The organism is Congzhengia sp., assembly GCF_037235575.1.
In the GTDB taxonomy this organism is placed as follows: domain Bacteria; phylum Bacillota; class Clostridia; order UBA1381; family UBA9506; genus Congzhengia; species Congzhengia minquanensis.
This window is the reverse complement of the sequence record NZ_JAXUNN010000036.1, coordinates 50901-64921: the sequence shown is the minus strand read 5'-3', so window position 1 is coordinate 64921 and position 14021 is coordinate 50901. Positions and strand designations below refer to the sequence as shown.

The following is a 14021-nucleotide window of genomic DNA, read 5'->3' as shown; positions in this document are numbered from 1 at the left end:
TGGTTACAGGGCGCAGCTGCAGGGCAAAAAGCTCGTGATGAACTTAGGGTATTCCCATTTGGTGGAAATGGAACCCGTTGACGGCGTTACCATTGAAGTACCCTCGGCAAACGAAATTGTTATTAAGGGCATCGACAACCAGGTGGTTGGCCAGTTTGCGGCAAAGGTTCGTGAGAAAAGGCCCCCCGAGCCGTATAAGGGCAAGGGTATTAAATATGCCACAGAGCACATCAGACGTAAGGAAGGTAAGACGGGCAGCAAGAAATAATCGGCTGCATCGTCTGATTCAAATGTTAGAAGTTATGGCAAAATCCATAATTTTAATGGCATTCAATAAAGGAGTGAACGAAATTGATTAAAAAGCAGTCAAGTAATGTTTCAAGACTGAGAAGACATAAAAGAGTCAGAAAAACAGTTTCCGGAACGGCCAGCCGTCCGAGGCTCTGCGTTTACAGAAGTCTTAAGAACATCTATGCCCAGATTATTGACGACGATAAAGGTGTAACGTTGGCCGCAGCATCGAGCTTAGAGGGCGATTTAAAGGCCACCTACGGCGGCAACAAAGACGCAGCAAGAAAAGTCGGAGAACTAATTGCAAAAAAAGCAATTGAAAAAGGAATTGACTCTGTTGTTTTTGACAGAGGCGGATATATTTACCACGGCCGTGTATTAGAGCTTGCAGAAGGCGCAAGAGAAGCCGGTCTTAAATTCTAAGAGAAGGAGGAAATCGTTTTGGCTCAACTAATTGACGCAAGCACATTAGATTTAAAAGAAAGAGTTGTAAACTTAAACCGTGTTGCAAAGGTTGTGAAGGGCGGCAGAACCTTCCGTTTCAGCGCGCTGGTTGTTGTTGGCGATGAAAACGGATATGTTGGCTGCGGCACAGGAAAATCTTCTGAAATTCCGGACGCAATCCGTAAGGGAATTGAAGATGCGAAGAAAAACCTGATTAAAGTAAACATGGTTGGAACAACAATTCCTCACGAAATAACCGGCGAATTCGGCGCAGGCAGAGTATTGTTAAAGCCTGCTGGAAAAGGTACGGGCGTTATTGCCGGCGGCGCAGCGAGAGCAGTGCTTGAGCTTGCCGGTATCGCAGATATCAGAACAAAATCTTTACGCTCCAACAACCCCAGAAACGTTGTGAAGGCAACACTTCAGGGCCTGGCATCTTTAAAGAGTGCAGAAAACGTTGCCAGACTGCGCGGCAAGAGCGTTGAAGAAATCTTAAATTGAGGAGGCAAACGCCATGGCTAAGCTAAAGGTTACTTTAATGAAAAGTACGATTGGCAGAAAAAAAGACCACATAGCAACAGTTAAGGCACTTGGCCTTAAAAAGATTCGTGATGAAAAAATTCACGAAGCGAACCCGACAATCTTAGGAATGATCAATAAGGTTGACTATATGGTAAAGGTAGAAGAACTTTAATCCGAAGGAGGTGCCACAAGATGAATTTGAACGAATTATCCCCGAAAGAAGGGTCTAAGCGCAAGGCTTTCAGAGTTGGCCGCGGACACGGATCGGGTAACGGCAAAACATCAGGCAAAGGTCACAAGGGTCAGAACGCCCGTTCTGGCGGCGGTGTAAGGCCCGGTTTTGAAGGCGGACAGATGCCACTTTACAGACGTCTTCCGAAAAAAGGCTTTACCAACATCTTTGCGAAACAATATACGGAAATTAATGTCAGCGACTTAAACGGCTTAGAAAGCGGCGCAACCGTAACTGCAGAGAGTCTGAAAGAAGCCGGCATCATTAAAAAGTTAAACGACGGAATCGTTGTTATGGGACGCGGCGAGCTGACAGCGAAAAATTTAAACGTGAAAGCTGCCCGGTTTACCAAATCGGCAGAAGAAAAAATAGCCGCGGCAGGCGGTAAGGCGGAGGTGATCTGAGAATGCTTCAAACCTTGCGGAACGCATGGAAAATTCCGGATCTACGCAAAAAAATGCTTTACACCATCCTGATGCTGGTTATTTTCAGACTTGGTTCGTTTATCCCCGTTCCGGGAATTGACGCCGAAATGATTAAACAGCTTATGGGCGGCTTCGACCAGGGCATTCAGGGGCTCATTAACAACTTTTCGGGCGGCGCGTTAGAGCGTGCTTCCATTTTTGCAATGAGCATTACGCCCTACATTAACGCATCAATTATCCTGCAGCTTTTAACAGTTGCAATCCCCGCTTTGGAAAAGCTTGCCAAAGAGGGAGAAGAAGGAAGAAAAAAAATTGCTTCTTATACAAGATATGTAACGGTTATTCTGGCGTTCATCCAGGCAACAGGCCTGTTCTTCAGCCTCAGGTCAGCAATGACCGGCGACAGCGGTGTGTTTGCTTACTTTGTTGTAACGTTCACATTTACGGCCGGCACGGCATTTTTGATGTGGCTGGGTGAAGAAATTACAGAAAAGGGTGTGGGCAACGGTATTTCCTTACTGATCGTAATCGGTATCGTGTCCAGAGGCCCGCAGATGCTTCAGTCCATGAAAGCTATGGTTGAACAGTCCGGCGGTGTTACCATTCAGTCGGCTGCAACCATCATTGCAATTGTTGTTATTGCTGTTTTGGCAATTGGCGCGGTTGTTTTAATGAACGAGGCGGAACGCAGAATTCCGGTTCAGTATGCAAAACGTGTTGTAGGCAGAAAGAGCTACGGCGGCCAGAGCACACACATTCCGCTCAAGGTTATCATGGCCGGCGTTATGCCAATTATCTTTGCGGTTTCCATCATGTCTTTCCCGAGAACAATTTCCATGTTTATTCATGGTACAAACGCACCGACAGAGGGTGTTTGGGGCGCGATTTTAAGATGGTTCAGCGAAACGCATCCTTTCTATATTATATGCTACTTCCTGCTGATTTTGTTCTTCACGTATTTTTATACTGCGATTCAGTTCAATCCCATTGAGGTTTCGAACAACATGAAACGAAACGGCGGATTTATTCCGGGCATCAGACCGGGCAAGCCTACATCGGACTATATTGCAAAGGTTTTGTCAAAGGTAACGCTTTTGGGTGCTATCTTCTTAGCTGCAATCGCAATATTCCCGTTGCTGCTGGCATTTATTCCGTCAATGAGCGGTATTTCAATCGGCGGTACGTCACTTCTGATTGTTGTTGGTGTGTCGCTTGAAACAGTGAAACAGTTAGAGTCCCAGATGCTTATGAGACACTACAAAGGCTTCCTTGAATAAGCCGGAGGTTCATTTATGAAATTGGTTCTGTTGGGACCGCCCGGGGCCGGAAAAGGCACTCAGGCGGAAAAATTAGCAAAGAAATTTCAAATCCCCGCAATTTCTACGGGACGAATTATTAGAAACGCTATCGCGGAAAACACTCCTGCGGGGATTCAGGCAAAAGCCTTTATCGACCGCGGGGAGCTTGTTCCCGATGATGACGTTGTGGAAATGGTGAAGGAACGTTTAAAGGAAGACGACTGCAAAAGCGGCTATATTTTAGACGGATTTCCCAGAACCCTTTCCCAGGCGGAAATTATGGACCGGCTGCCAATTTTAGTTGATTTGGTGCTGGAAATCCATGTGGACGAGGATATTATTGTGGAACGGCTCTCGGGCCGGCGCGAATGTAAGGTTTGCGGCGCAACGTATCATATCCATGACAACCCGCCCAAACAAGAGGGTGTTTGCGACAAGTGCGGAGGCCCCCTCGTCCGGCGTGAGGACGATGTGCCGGAAATTATCAGAAACAGAATTAAAGTATATAGTGAGCAGACCGAACCCTTAAAAGAATATTATCAGGCCAAGGGGCTGCTGGTTTCGGTTACCGGCCGGGACAAGGTGGAAGACACCACCAAAGCAGTGATGGAGGCCATTGGGGAAAGACAGGTTGAGGCGGGTTTATGATTAAAATAAAATCAGCACATGAGGTTGAACAAATGAGGGTTGCCGGCAGAATTACTGCCGAAACCTTTGAAGCATTAAAAGACCACATTAAGCCCGGTGTTACAACCATGGAGCTCGATAAAATCGCAGCGGAATATATCAGCAAAAGCGGGGCTACTTGTTCGTTTTACCACTATAACGGATATCCCGGACACATTTGCATCTCGGTAAACCAGGAGGTTGTTCATGGAATTCCGAGCCATGCAAGAGTCCTCCACGAGGGAGACATTGTGAGTGTTGATATTGGCGCTGCGTACGGCGGATACCACGGAGACGCGGCAAGAACTTATGCGGTGGGGACAATTTCCCCTGAAGCAGAAAAGCTGATATCCGTCACAAAACAGAGTTTTTTTGAAGGAATTGAACAAGCAGTTTCAGGAAACCGGCTCTTCGACATTTCTGCAAACATTCAGAAATTTGTAGAAAGCAACGGCTGTTCGGTGGTTCGGGCCTTAGTGGGGCACGGCGTGGGGCGAAACCTTCACGAAGACCCTGAGGTTCCCAACTTTGGAACGGCGGGCCGCGGGCCGCGGCTTGTTTCCGGCATGACCATTGCGGTTGAGCCAATGGTAAACTTGGGTACGTACAAGGTGATAACGCTACCCGACGAATGGACAGTGGTAACAGCAGACGGAAAGCTTTCGGCACATTATGAAAATACCATTTTAATTACGGATCATGGTGCCGAAATCCTGACGAAATGCTAATTTTGAGGTGATGATAGTTTGAATTTCTGTGCCGGTGATATTGTTATTTCAAAGGCTGGAAGAGATAAGGATAAACATTTCGTAGTTCTGTCGGTGATTGACGAACAATTCGTTTCAGTTGCTGACGGGAGCCTGCGCCGGGTGGATAACCCCAAGCGCAAGAAATGGAAGCATCTTGAGAATACGGGAAATGTATCTGCGCTGGTAAAGGAAAAAATAAGCGCAGGTGTCCGGGTTACCAACCCTGACTTAAAAAAGGAATTAGCGAAGTTTAACCAAGACGTATAGGAGGTTTATCGTATATGGCAAAAGACGGCGTAATAGAGCTGGAAGGCATTGTTTCAGAAGCTCTGCCCAACGCAATGTTTAAGGTGAAGTTTGAAAACGGCCACGAAATTTTGGCTCACATTTCAGGAAAGCTCAGAACAAATTATATCAGAATTCTCCCTGGTGACAAGGTGACGGTTGAAATGTCGCCCTATGACCTGACAAAGGGCCGCATCACCTGGAGAGCGAAATAACTGTAAGAAACAAATTGCCGCAAAATGGCGGTAAAGTTGCCATGAAGGAGGTATTTACAACATGAAGGTAAGACCAAGTGTAAAACCTATGTGTGAAAAATGCAAAATTATCAAGCGTAAGGGTAAGGTAATGGTTATTTGCGAAAACCCGAAGCACAAGCAGAAGCAGGGCTAAGTTTCTGTAAATTTCCGGGAAAAGCGGCTGATACACGAGCTTTAGCGGTGTAAACTTTCCCGGTGTGGCTATAGATTTAAACACAAAAACAGGAGGTGCGAAACAAGCATGGCCAGAATATCAGGCGTGGATTTACCAAGAGAAAAAAGAGTTGAAGTTGGCTTGACCTATGTATTCGGTATCGGCCTTCCCAGTTCCAAGAAAATTCTTGCCGAAGCCGGGATTAACCCCGACACAAGGGTAAAGGACCTGACCGAAGACGAAGTATCAAAGCTTAGAGAAATTATCGACAGAGACTATGTTGTTGAAGGCGATTTAAGACGTAATGTCGCACTTGACATAAAAAGACTGATGGAAATTGGCTGCTACCGCGGCGTAAGACACAGAAAAGGTCTTCCGGTTCGCGGTCAGAAGACAAAGACAAACGCAAGGACCAGAAAAGGCCCGAAACGTACAATCGCCAACAAGAAGAAATAATAACTGCCTGTTAAGGCTATTCACTGTCGAAAGGAGGAACTATCTAAATGGCAAAGGTTGCTAAGAGAAGTACCCGCAGGAAGGTTAAAAAGAATATCGAACGTGGCGCTGTTCACATTCGTTCAACGTTTAATAATACAATCATCACCATCACCGACGTTGCCGGCAACGCAATCAGCTGGGCAAGCGCAGGTGGTTTGGGTTTCCGCGGCTCCAGAAAGAGCACGCCGTTTGCAGCACAGTCGGCAGCAGAAACAGCAGCAAAGGCTGCAATGGAACACGGTTTAAAAACAGTTGAGGTTTTTGTTAAAGGCCCCGGCGCAGGACGTGAAGCTGCAATTCGTGCGCTTCAGGCTGCAGGTCTTGATGTTACCATGATTAAAGACGTAACACCCATTCCTCACAACGGCTGCAGACCGCCGAAGAGAAGAAGAGTTTGATGCATTTACGAATTGGTTTAAAATTTAAGGAGGTGTAAATTTAGATGGCACGTTATACAGGCGCAGTGTGCAGATTTTGCCGCAGAGAGGGCATGAAGCTGTTTTTAAAGGGCGAAAGATGTTACACAGACAAATGTGCAGTCACCCGCAGGAAGGGTGCTCCCGGAATGCATGGGCAGAGCAGAAAGAAGCTGTCTGAATATGGTTTACAGTTAAGAGAAAAGCAAAAAGCAAAGAGATATTACGGCGTTTTGGAATCTCAGTTTGCAAAATATTTTGATATGGCTGAAAAGAAACAGGGCGTTACCGGTGAAAACCTGCTCCAGATTATTGAGAGCAGATTAGACAATGTTGTTTACCGTTCCGGATTTGCAACATCAAGACCGGAAGCCAGAATTTTAGTTACGCACGGCCATTTTGAGGTAAACGGCAAGAGAGTTGACATTCCGTCCTATTTGGTTAAGCCCGGCGATGTAATTACATTGCAGGAAAAGAGCAGGTCTTCTGAAAAGTTTAAAGCAATTTTGGACATCACTTCGGGAAGAACCGTTCCTTCATGGCTTGACGCAAACCACGACACATGCGAAAGCAAGGTAGTTACCTTGGCGAAGAGAGAAGACATTGACCTTGAAATTGAGGAACATCTTATTGTCGAATTGTATTCGAAATAATAATATTGTTATTTCGCATTCAAAGCTTTACAATCGAGATTACCCTCGGCGCTTACATGCATGTTGGTGTGCGTGAAATTTAACCAAAATATATGAGGGAGGGTTAACTATGTTAGAAATAGAAAAGCCTAAAGTTGAGTGTGTAGAGATTAACGATAACGGTACTTACGGCAAGTTTGTTGCAGAGCCTTTAGAGCGCGGCTACGGCACAACGCTGGGTAACTCGCTCAGAAGAATGTTGCTTTCATCGCTTCCGGGCGCTGCCGCAACCTCTGTGAAGATTGACGGAGTACTGCACGAATTTTCGACAATACCCGGCGTGAAAGAAGATGTTACGGAAATTATTTTAAACATCAAGCAAATCGCGGTGAAATTACACTGTGACACGCCGAAGGTTGTTTATATTGAGGCGGAGGGTGAAGGCGTCATCCACGCCGGCGATATTAAGCTGGATTCTGACATCGAAATCTGCAATCCCGACCTTAAAATCGCAACGCTGGGCAAAGACGCAAAGCTCTATATGGAAATTACGTTTTCTAAGGGCCGCGGCTATGTTTCGGCAGAACGGAACAAGCAAATCAACCAAAATATTATCGGAGTAATTCCGGTAGACTCAATTTACACACCCGTGCACAGGGTGAACTATTCTGTTGAAAACACCCGTGTCGGCAATATTACAGACTACGACAAGCTCACCTTAGAGGTTTGGACCGACGGGTCCATCAGCCCCGACGAGGCGGTGAGCCTTGCGGCGAAAATCATAAACGAGCATTTAATGCAGTTTATTGACCTCTCGGAAGAAGCAAAGAACGCCGATATTCTCATTGAAAAAGAAGTCGGCCAGAAGGAAAAAGTGCTGGAGATGACCATTGAGGAGTTAGACCTCTCTGTTCGTTCCTACAACTGCTTAAAGCGTGCGGGAATTAACACTGTGGAGGATTTAACCAACCGGACAGAAGACGATATGGTGAAAGTCCGCAACCTGGGAAGAAAATCCTTAGAGGAAGTTATCGGAAAGCTTCACGCACTGGGACAGTCCTTTGCAAAACGTGAGGACTAACGCAAAATTATTTAATCAAGGAGGTAGTGACAGATGCCGGGAACAAGAAAATTAGGTCGGCCAACCGACCAGCGAATTGCAATGTTTCGCAGCCTGACCACGGCGCTTTTGGCAAACGGGAAACTGGTTACCACAGTGCAGAAGGCAAAGGAACTTAGAAGCATCGCTGATAAAATGATTACACTTGGCAAAAAGAACACCTTACATTCCAGAAGACAAGCACTGTCTTACATTACGGATAAAGAGGTTGTTTTCAAACTGTTCGACGAAATCGCTCCGAAATATCAAGACCGTAACGGCGGCTACACAAGAGTGTTAAAAATGGGCCCCAGACGCGGCGACGCTGCTGAAATGGCAGTAATTGAGCTGGTTTAATCGAAAACTTAAATTTTGTATACAAAAATTTATGCATAAAACAAGAAACTGTTAATCAACAGTTTCTTGTTTTTTTTATTTTTTTGAGAATATTTCCGCCATTAACTTTACGCCGGCGCAAAAACCCTGGTTAAATGCGTTTTCAACTTCAATGCGGTTTGATTTGTTCACGTCGGCCAATATGCTTTCTAATTTTTCCATTTCTTCGCTGGTCAGGTGTTCTTCTTTTTCAATGATTTTTTGGGAATAGTTCCAATAGTCCGAATTTTTCGATAGAAAATTTGGACGATCAAAGCACAAGTCCCGAAATTCGTCTAAAATGTTCATGAGTTTCCTCCTTTTTACTTTTCTTTAAAAACAGTATAGCATAGAAAAAGGTTGTACACGAATTCAAAGTGATGTCAGAGAATAAAAAAGCCGCCCATTTTGGGCGGCTTTAGTTCCTTTAAAATAATACGATAGATTTTGTAAATTCATCAACATAAACGGCTTTGTTCAGCGCTTTTGCAATGGCTGCGCTGTCTATCAGCACCCTGTCCTGCACCATAGTGACCTTTGCGTCAACAGGCACGCCGTCAATGGCCACCGTTCCGTCTGAATAGCAAACGCTGACGGTACTTGCGTCCTTAGCGGCGGTTGCCGTTTGCAGTGCGCCGTCCCACGACACGGTATAGTTCGACAGCTCAAACACCGCACGGAAAGGAAGAAGAACAGACTCGCCGCTCACAACGGGGGCAACGTCGTTCTCGGTTAAATATGCGTCGATACAAATGCGGTAGTCATTCCCAATGCCGCCGAGCACCGTTATGCGGGGAGTTTCATCATGAAACGCTACGGCGCCCTTTGCCAGGTAGGAAATCAGCGCCTCGTCAGAAGCGCAATATTCGTTTAACACCGGATAGTCTGCAAATTTTGAAAATGTTGTGCCCACATAGTTGTTGGTGGCAACGGTATATGTCGCGGCTGGGTCAATTGGCTGGCCCGCAACGGTAACGCCGCTAATGCGCTTGCCGGGCTCTTTCGCTGCGTCATAAGCATAGCCTGCGCCAGAAATTTGCAGAAAAGAACCGCCCATTTCGGTAACTTCTCTCACAGAGTCTTCTAAAATCTGAATAAAATCTGCCCCTGTTACTTCTTTTGTCACGATGTAATTCCCAAAAGGAAACGCCTTGTAAACCTGGCCCCGGGTAATTTTGCCCGCCGGGATTGACGCGCGAATTCCGCCGCCGTTTTCAACAGCAATCTGCGCCCCGGTTTCCAGGCGGTAGCTGTCGCAGATGAGATCGCCCATGTAGGTTTCCTGGGTGCGGACAAAGGGATATTCTGCGTTTAAGAACACACTGGTTTCCCCGACCTCTTCTTCTAACAGCGCAGACTGGGCCTTGTCAGTCGCATCGACAAGGGCCTGAATTTCTTCGTCCCCAGGCGTATCTCCGGTGATGGAGAAGCGAGAAAATTCCTCCTTTTTATCGCTGTAAACACGAACCACGCCGGCGCTCTCCTGGTTATAGCCATCGCTTACCAGCATGGTTTCGCCAACTATAATGCCGTCGTTGGTATTATGGGAGTGGCCGTCTAAAATCAGGTCAATTCCCTTAACCTCGTTTGCCAAATCAATGCTGGTGCCCTCAGACTCAATCTGGCTTCCGATGTGGGTTAGCGCCACAATGTAGTCTGCTTGGTCCTCTAATTCGTCTACCATTTTTTTGGCGGTTTCAATGTCGTCACGGAATTCAATGCCATCGGTGTTGGCCGGGGCAGTTTTGGTCTTTGTGTGGTCGTTGGCAATGCCGAACACACCTACCTTAAAGCCGTTAAAGTTCCAAATTTTATAATCCTCAAACACCAGATTACCATCTTCATCCACCACGTTGGCGGCTAAAATGGGCGTCCCGGCCTGTTCGCCCAGCTCCTTTAAGCGGTCTGTGCCGAAGTTATAGTCGTGGTTGCCTGTGGTCACAGCGTCGTAGCCCACCGCTTTTAAAAGCGGCGCTATGCTGCCGCCGCGCTCTAAGTTCGCCGCTGGCAGGCCGTGGAAAATGTCGCCGGAGTCTAACAGCAGCACATTTTCTCCTGCACTTTCGTGCTGTTTCACCAAATTGGCAATGGCCGCATAGCCCAGCGTTCTGCCGTGGGCGTCGGTCGTGTGGATAATGGTAACCGCCGCGTTGTCCTCCCCGGCAAAAACCGCAGGCGTACAAACGCCCAACGCCAATGTAATGGCAAGCAGCAGTGTTAAAATTCGTTTTTTCATTTGTTTTTTCCGTCCTTTCAAGAGAATTGACTTATTAGATTAAAAGTAGCACAAATTGGCAGGGTTGTCAAGATTTAAACACATAAAAAAACGAGCCGAAAACATTTTCCAGCTCGATTTTTTATGTTATTCAATTAGCAGTTTTACTAAATTTGCAAGTTGCAGAAATTCTGCGCGATAGCCAAATTCGTCCGCTCCGCGGTTTTCGAGTGCACGGGCGATAACATTGTTTAAACTTGCATCTGCTCTAAATTCTGAATTGTTTAAAATCAGTGCAAATTCTACAACTGCCGAGGCAAAATTAAAGTTTTCACTGGGAAGCTGGGAGATTTCAGTTTCAGAAATATCCTGCGCTTGTTCACTTGTATCGCTGCCGGGCAGTTTGTATCTTAAATGAACGGTGAAAATATCGCCGCTATCCTTTACGGTTACGTCTTGATATTTGAAATCTGTCCCATCAACGGTTCCGTCTTTATTGGGAACAATTTCGTAAAACGCCACCATGGTGTGACCCGCGCCCATTTCACCGGCGTCTTTTGTATCGTCGGTAAAATCTTCCGGATTCAAAAGCCGGTTTTCGTAGCCAATTAACCGATATTGTGAAACTCTGGCGGGATTAAACTCAACTTGCAGCTTCACATCTTTAGCAATGGTGAATATGGTTGACGTCATGTCATCCACCAACACCTTTTTGGCTTCTTTTAAACTGTCAATATAGGCGTAATTGCCGTTGCCGCAGTCAGCTAGAAGTTCCATCTTGCTGTCTTTATAATTTCCCATACCAAAGCCCAAAACGCTTAAAAATACGCCACTTTTGGCCTTTTCAGAAATTAATTCTTCTAAGCTTGCGTTTGCGGTTATACCGACGTTAAAATCGCCGTCTGAACAAATAATAACCCGGTTGTTACCGCCGTCAATAAATGCCGCCTGCGCTTTTTCATAGGCAGTTATAATGCCCCCTGCGCCGTTTGTGCTTCCGCCGGCATGCAGAGAATTAACGGCGGTTTTAATGGTCTCTTTTTCACTGCCGGAGACCGTGTCTAACACAACGTCGGAGCTTCCTGCGTAAGTTACAATGGTTATCTTGTCGTCAGCATTTAAGGTATCTGCCAGCATCAGCATAGATTTTTGCGCCAAAGGCAGTTTGTTCTGCGAAAACATGGAGCCGGAAACGTCAATTAAAAATACAAGATTACTCGCCGGTGCCTGGGCCTTCTCCAGTTCATATCCTTTTAAGGCTATCATTGCAAGATTGTTGTTTTCATTCCAGGGGCAGGCTGCGACCTCGGTATAAACCGAAAACGGTTCACTATCTTTCGGAACGGGAAAATCGTAGTCAAAATAGTTAACCATTTCCTCTGTTCTTACAGCGCCCTTTTCAGGTAGCTGACCCCGCAGTAACTTTTGCCGCACATTACTATAGGAGGCGGTGTCAACGTCCAAAGAAAAGGTGGAAAGGGGGCTGGTAACCGGAGAGCGGTATCCGTTTTCGGGATTGTATGCATATTCCTCTGTATTTATTGGATAGCTCGGATAAGAGGGAAAATAGCCGTCTTTTGCATCATAATCTGAGGAGGAAGCCGGCCTGCTGGTACCTCCGGCAGTGGCGCTGCCTGACGATCCTCCTGCAGAGCCGTCGGAAAAATAGGTGTTAGAATAATTCCAATTGCTCTCGTCACTATTTGTTAAAACGTTGAAAAGCATTTGGGCAGCGTCAATTCGTCTTGCTGGCTGTCCCGTTAAAGCGGGGACGCGGTCACTGATGCCTAAATTCATTGCAGCGGTCAGATAGCCATAGGGATAATCTTGCGTAGAATATCCCGCAATCCGCAGGATTATGGCAAAGGCCTGCTCATATGTAACCGTTTCATCCGGCTCAAACTCAGTTTCGCTTACGCCGCTGACATATCCGTTTGAAAACAAGATGTCAATATATTCCTTAGCCCAGTGGTTTTGCGTATCCTGAAAAGGCGCTGCTTTTTCCTGCGCCGAAAGACCAAAAGCAATCGACACAATTTTGCAAAATTCACCTCTTGAAATCAGGCCGTTTTCATTCAGATTTCCGGTCTCATCTCCCTGAAAAATACCCTTTTCCACCATAAAAGCCATGGGCGCAGAAGGCAAATCCTCCGCGCGCAGTGCGGGCAGTTTCATGCTAAAAAGCAGCATACCAACCGCAAGAATAATGCTTGTCAATTTCTTTATTTTCATGATAATCCTCCTTTATATCTTTGGATGTTAATTGTGTTTTCAGTATATCATAAATCGACAAAAACTGTCAATTATAAATTACCTCCACTGAAAATTCCCTTTTCCTGCCGCCGCTTCAAAGTGATATTTCACAATTCCCAAATCCACCTCAAAGCCTTTGGGTGATTCAGCGGAAACGAAACCGCCGCTTAAAGTGAAGAAAAATTTTTGTTTGTTCATGGCGGTTGGAGCCAGAGCGGCAGCTCTAATGCCGCGGACAAACCATTCGGGCTCGTTCCCAGTGGGAGTATAAAAGGATTCTGGGGGTTTTGAGGTGTGAGGCGTGCCATTTGATTCACCGATGCCCAGAGCAATGATCATTAAAAGCTTTTCACCCTTTTCTGAATCTATTTCGCACTTTTTACGGCACTTGCCCCGGTTAAAGGTCAGGGCTACCCAGCAGGTGTTTAGCCCAAGCTCAGTCGCTTTTAACACGATGTGTTCCCCAAAATATCCGCACCGTTCCTCAAGGCCAGGGGCGTTTTTTCCTATCAGTGCTATATAGTTTTTTGCGTTTCGAAAGCCAGCCATGCGGGCCATAATGCCGGAAAACGCCTCTGGTTCGTTTGTAATTAATTGAATATGCAGTCCGCTGCGTTTATTTATGCTCTCAATCAGCTCATTTAAGGCAGTGGTTTTGCCAAGGTCTATAGGTGTATTTTTAAATGCGCGCACTGCATGCCGTGAATTCATGGTGTCTAAAATGTCCATAATATTCCTCCTTTTTTATGATTATAGCACTTGATTGTTAACCGCGTCAAGTTTTGCTTTTTGCTTAAAAAGATTATTTGCTTTTTATCCTGCACGGTGATAGAATGAGTTACATATATTATGCTGAAAAATGTCCGAAAGGGGATTGTCCAATGTATTCAAGGAAAAGGTCCTGGTTGTGGAAGATAACATGCTCAACCGGGAGCTGCTGTGTGGGATTTTGGCAACGGAATATGAAGTTTTGGAGGCCGAAAACGGCCAGAAAGCACTTGAAATCGCACGGCGCTACAAGGAGGGCATTTCCATCATCCTGCTGGACCTTGTTATGCCCGTGATGGACGGTTATACATTTTTGTCCATTGTCAAGGCGGACGCAGGGCTTTCTTCAATTGCCGTAATTGTGGCAACCCAAAGCGACGGCGAATCTGACGAGGTGACTGTGACGTTTCTGTCCCTGTCGAAAATGACTCTTCCTGATATT

General features: G+C 46.1%; 20 protein-coding genes and 1 pseudogene. 17 read left to right on the top strand and 4 right to left on the bottom strand.

The window, feature by feature from the left end:
• From rplF to rplQ, 16 genes are all read left to right on the top strand, one after another.
• On the top strand, nt 1–268 hold a 268-nt coding region (gene rplF / locus WIG73_RS08630), incomplete at its 5' end, for a 50S ribosomal protein L6 (protein ID WP_337400139.1).
• 83 nt (nt 269–351) lie between these two features.
• Nucleotides 352–714, top strand: a complete 363-nt coding sequence (rplR, locus tag WIG73_RS08625; protein WP_337400138.1) for a 50S ribosomal protein L18 — start codon at nt 352–354, stop codon at nt 712–714.
• 18 nt (nt 715–732) lie between these two features.
• On the top strand, nt 733–1236 hold the full coding sequence (rpsE, locus tag WIG73_RS08620) for a 30S ribosomal protein S5 (RefSeq protein ID WP_177679826.1): 504 nt from the start codon (nt 733–735) through the stop codon (nt 1234–1236).
• Nucleotides 1237–1249: 13 nt separating this feature from the next.
• The gene (gene rpmD, locus WIG73_RS08615; protein ID WP_249311150.1) at nt 1250–1429 is read left to right on the top strand and encodes a 50S ribosomal protein L30; all 180 of its coding nucleotides are present in this window, start codon (nt 1250–1252) and stop codon (nt 1427–1429) included.
• Between the two features lie 20 nt (nt 1430–1449).
• Nucleotides 1450–1893 carry a 50S ribosomal protein L15 gene (gene rplO / locus WIG73_RS08610; RefSeq protein ID WP_177679828.1) on the top strand — a complete coding sequence of 148 codons (444 nt, stop codon included), beginning with the start codon at nt 1450–1452 and terminating at the stop codon, nt 1891–1893.
• 2 nt (nt 1894–1895) lie between these two features.
• The gene (secY, locus tag WIG73_RS08605; RefSeq protein WP_337400137.1) at nt 1896–3191 is read left to right on the top strand and encodes a preprotein translocase subunit SecY; all 1296 of its coding nucleotides are present in this window, start codon (nt 1896–1898) and stop codon (nt 3189–3191) included.
• Nucleotides 3192–3206: 15 nt separating this feature from the next.
• Nucleotides 3207–3860, top strand: a complete 654-nt coding sequence (locus tag WIG73_RS08600; protein WP_177679830.1) for an adenylate kinase — start codon at nt 3207–3209, stop codon at nt 3858–3860.
• Nucleotides 3857–4606 carry a type I methionyl aminopeptidase gene (map, locus tag WIG73_RS08595; RefSeq protein ID WP_337400135.1) on the top strand — a complete coding sequence of 250 codons (750 nt, stop codon included), beginning with the start codon at nt 3857–3859 and terminating at the stop codon, nt 4604–4606. Before WIG73_RS08600 ends, map begins: the two co-directional genes overlap by 4 nt.
• An 18-nt stretch (nt 4607–4624) precedes the next feature.
• A complete protein-coding gene (locus WIG73_RS08590) occupies nt 4625–4894 on the top strand; it encodes a KOW domain-containing RNA-binding protein (RefSeq protein ID WP_177679832.1) in 270 nt (89 codons plus the stop codon).
• A gap of 14 nt (nt 4895–4908) precedes the next feature.
• Entirely contained in the window at nt 4909–5127 is a 219-nt protein-coding gene (gene infA, locus WIG73_RS08585) for a translation initiation factor IF-1 (protein ID WP_177679833.1), read from the top strand.
• Between the two features lie 61 nt (nt 5128–5188).
• The gene (rpmJ, locus tag WIG73_RS08580; protein WP_018590391.1) at nt 5189–5302 is read left to right on the top strand and encodes a 50S ribosomal protein L36; all 114 of its coding nucleotides are present in this window, start codon (nt 5189–5191) and stop codon (nt 5300–5302) included.
• Between the two features lie 108 nt (nt 5303–5410).
• Nucleotides 5411–5779: a 30S ribosomal protein S13 gene (gene rpsM, locus WIG73_RS08575; RefSeq protein ID WP_177679834.1), complete on the top strand. Its 369-nt coding sequence runs from the start codon at nt 5411–5413 to the stop codon at nt 5777–5779.
• Nucleotides 5780–5826: 47 nt separating this feature from the next.
• Nucleotides 5827–6219 (top strand): 30S ribosomal protein S11, encoded by a 393-nt coding sequence (rpsK, locus tag WIG73_RS08570; protein ID WP_177679835.1) that lies wholly within the window; start codon nt 5827–5829, stop codon nt 6217–6219.
• Nucleotides 6220–6263: 44 nt separating this feature from the next.
• Entirely contained in the window at nt 6264–6890 is a 627-nt protein-coding gene (gene rpsD / locus WIG73_RS08565; protein ID WP_177679836.1) for a 30S ribosomal protein S4, read from the top strand.
• A gap of 109 nt (nt 6891–6999) precedes the next feature.
• Entirely contained in the window at nt 7000–7950 is a 951-nt protein-coding gene (locus tag WIG73_RS08560) for a DNA-directed RNA polymerase subunit alpha (RefSeq protein ID WP_177679837.1), read from the top strand.
• 33 nt (nt 7951–7983) lie between these two features.
• Nucleotides 7984–8325 (top strand): 50S ribosomal protein L17, encoded by a 342-nt coding sequence (gene rplQ, locus WIG73_RS08555; RefSeq protein WP_177679838.1) that lies wholly within the window; start codon nt 7984–7986, stop codon nt 8323–8325.
• Between the two features lie 75 nt (nt 8326–8400).
• Here the strand turns inward: rplQ and WIG73_RS08550 are convergent, their stop codons facing one another.
• From WIG73_RS08550 to WIG73_RS08535, 4 genes are all read right to left on the bottom strand, one after another.
• Nucleotides 8401–8652: a DUF6809 family protein gene (locus WIG73_RS08550; protein ID WP_177679839.1), complete on the bottom strand. Its 252-nt coding sequence runs from the start codon at nt 8650–8652 to the stop codon at nt 8401–8403.
• 118 nt (nt 8653–8770) lie between these two features.
• A complete protein-coding gene (locus WIG73_RS08545; RefSeq protein ID WP_337400132.1) occupies nt 8771–10579 on the bottom strand; it encodes a 5'-nucleotidase C-terminal domain-containing protein in 1809 nt (602 codons plus the stop codon).
• Nucleotides 10580–10705: 126 nt separating this feature from the next.
• Entirely contained in the window at nt 10706–12790 is a 2085-nt protein-coding gene (locus WIG73_RS08540) for a von Willebrand factor type A domain-containing protein (RefSeq protein ID WP_337400131.1), read from the bottom strand.
• 78 nt (nt 12791–12868) lie between these two features.
• The gene (locus WIG73_RS08535; protein WP_337400130.1) at nt 12869–13540 is read right to left on the bottom strand and encodes a nitroreductase family protein; all 672 of its coding nucleotides are present in this window, start codon (nt 13538–13540) and stop codon (nt 12869–12871) included.
• 130 nt (nt 13541–13670) lie between these two features.
• On the opposite strand from WIG73_RS08535, the pseudogene WIG73_RS08530 reads away from it, so the two are divergent.
• Nucleotides 13671–13976, top strand: a pseudogene (locus WIG73_RS08530) (response regulator); the annotation flags it as partial.
• Nucleotides 13977–14021 lie beyond the last annotated feature (45 nt).

Coding starts and splice junctions, on each gene's coding strand:
- WIG73_RS08600 (WP_177679830.1), top strand. CDS start 3,207: ATGAAATTGGTTCTGTTGGGACCGCCCGGGGCCGGAAAAGGCACTCAG.
- rplQ (WP_177679838.1), top strand. CDS start 7,984: ATGCCGGGAACAAGAAAATTAGGTCGGCCAACCGACCAGCGAATTGCA.
- WIG73_RS08545 (WP_337400132.1), bottom strand. CDS start 10,579: ATGAAAAAACGAATTTTAACACTGCTGCTTGCCATTACATTGGCGTTG.
- secY (WP_337400137.1), top strand. CDS start 1,896: ATGCTTCAAACCTTGCGGAACGCATGGAAAATTCCGGATCTACGCAAA.
- WIG73_RS08560 (WP_177679837.1), top strand. CDS start 7,000: ATGTTAGAAATAGAAAAGCCTAAAGTTGAGTGTGTAGAGATTAACGAT.
- rpsD (WP_177679836.1), top strand. CDS start 6,264: ATGGCACGTTATACAGGCGCAGTGTGCAGATTTTGCCGCAGAGAGGGC.
- map (WP_337400135.1), top strand. CDS start 3,857: ATGATTAAAATAAAATCAGCACATGAGGTTGAACAAATGAGGGTTGCC.
- rplO (WP_177679828.1), top strand. CDS start 1,450: ATGAATTTGAACGAATTATCCCCGAAAGAAGGGTCTAAGCGCAAGGCT.
- rpsK (WP_177679835.1), top strand. CDS start 5,827: ATGGCAAAGGTTGCTAAGAGAAGTACCCGCAGGAAGGTTAAAAAGAAT.
- rpsM (WP_177679834.1), top strand. CDS start 5,411: ATGGCCAGAATATCAGGCGTGGATTTACCAAGAGAAAAAAGAGTTGAA.
- WIG73_RS08535 (WP_337400130.1), bottom strand. CDS start 13,540: ATGGACATTTTAGACACCATGAATTCACGGCATGCAGTGCGCGCATTT.
- infA (WP_177679833.1), top strand. CDS start 4,909: ATGGCAAAAGACGGCGTAATAGAGCTGGAAGGCATTGTTTCAGAAGCT.
- rpmD (WP_249311150.1), top strand. CDS start 1,250: ATGGCTAAGCTAAAGGTTACTTTAATGAAAAGTACGATTGGCAGAAAA.
- WIG73_RS08550 (WP_177679839.1), bottom strand. CDS start 8,652: ATGAACATTTTAGACGAATTTCGGGACTTGTGCTTTGATCGTCCAAAT.
- rpmJ (WP_018590391.1), top strand. CDS start 5,189: ATGAAGGTAAGACCAAGTGTAAAACCTATGTGTGAAAAATGCAAAATT.
- WIG73_RS08540 (WP_337400131.1), bottom strand. CDS start 12,790: ATGAAAATAAAGAAATTGACAAGCATTATTCTTGCGGTTGGTATGCTG.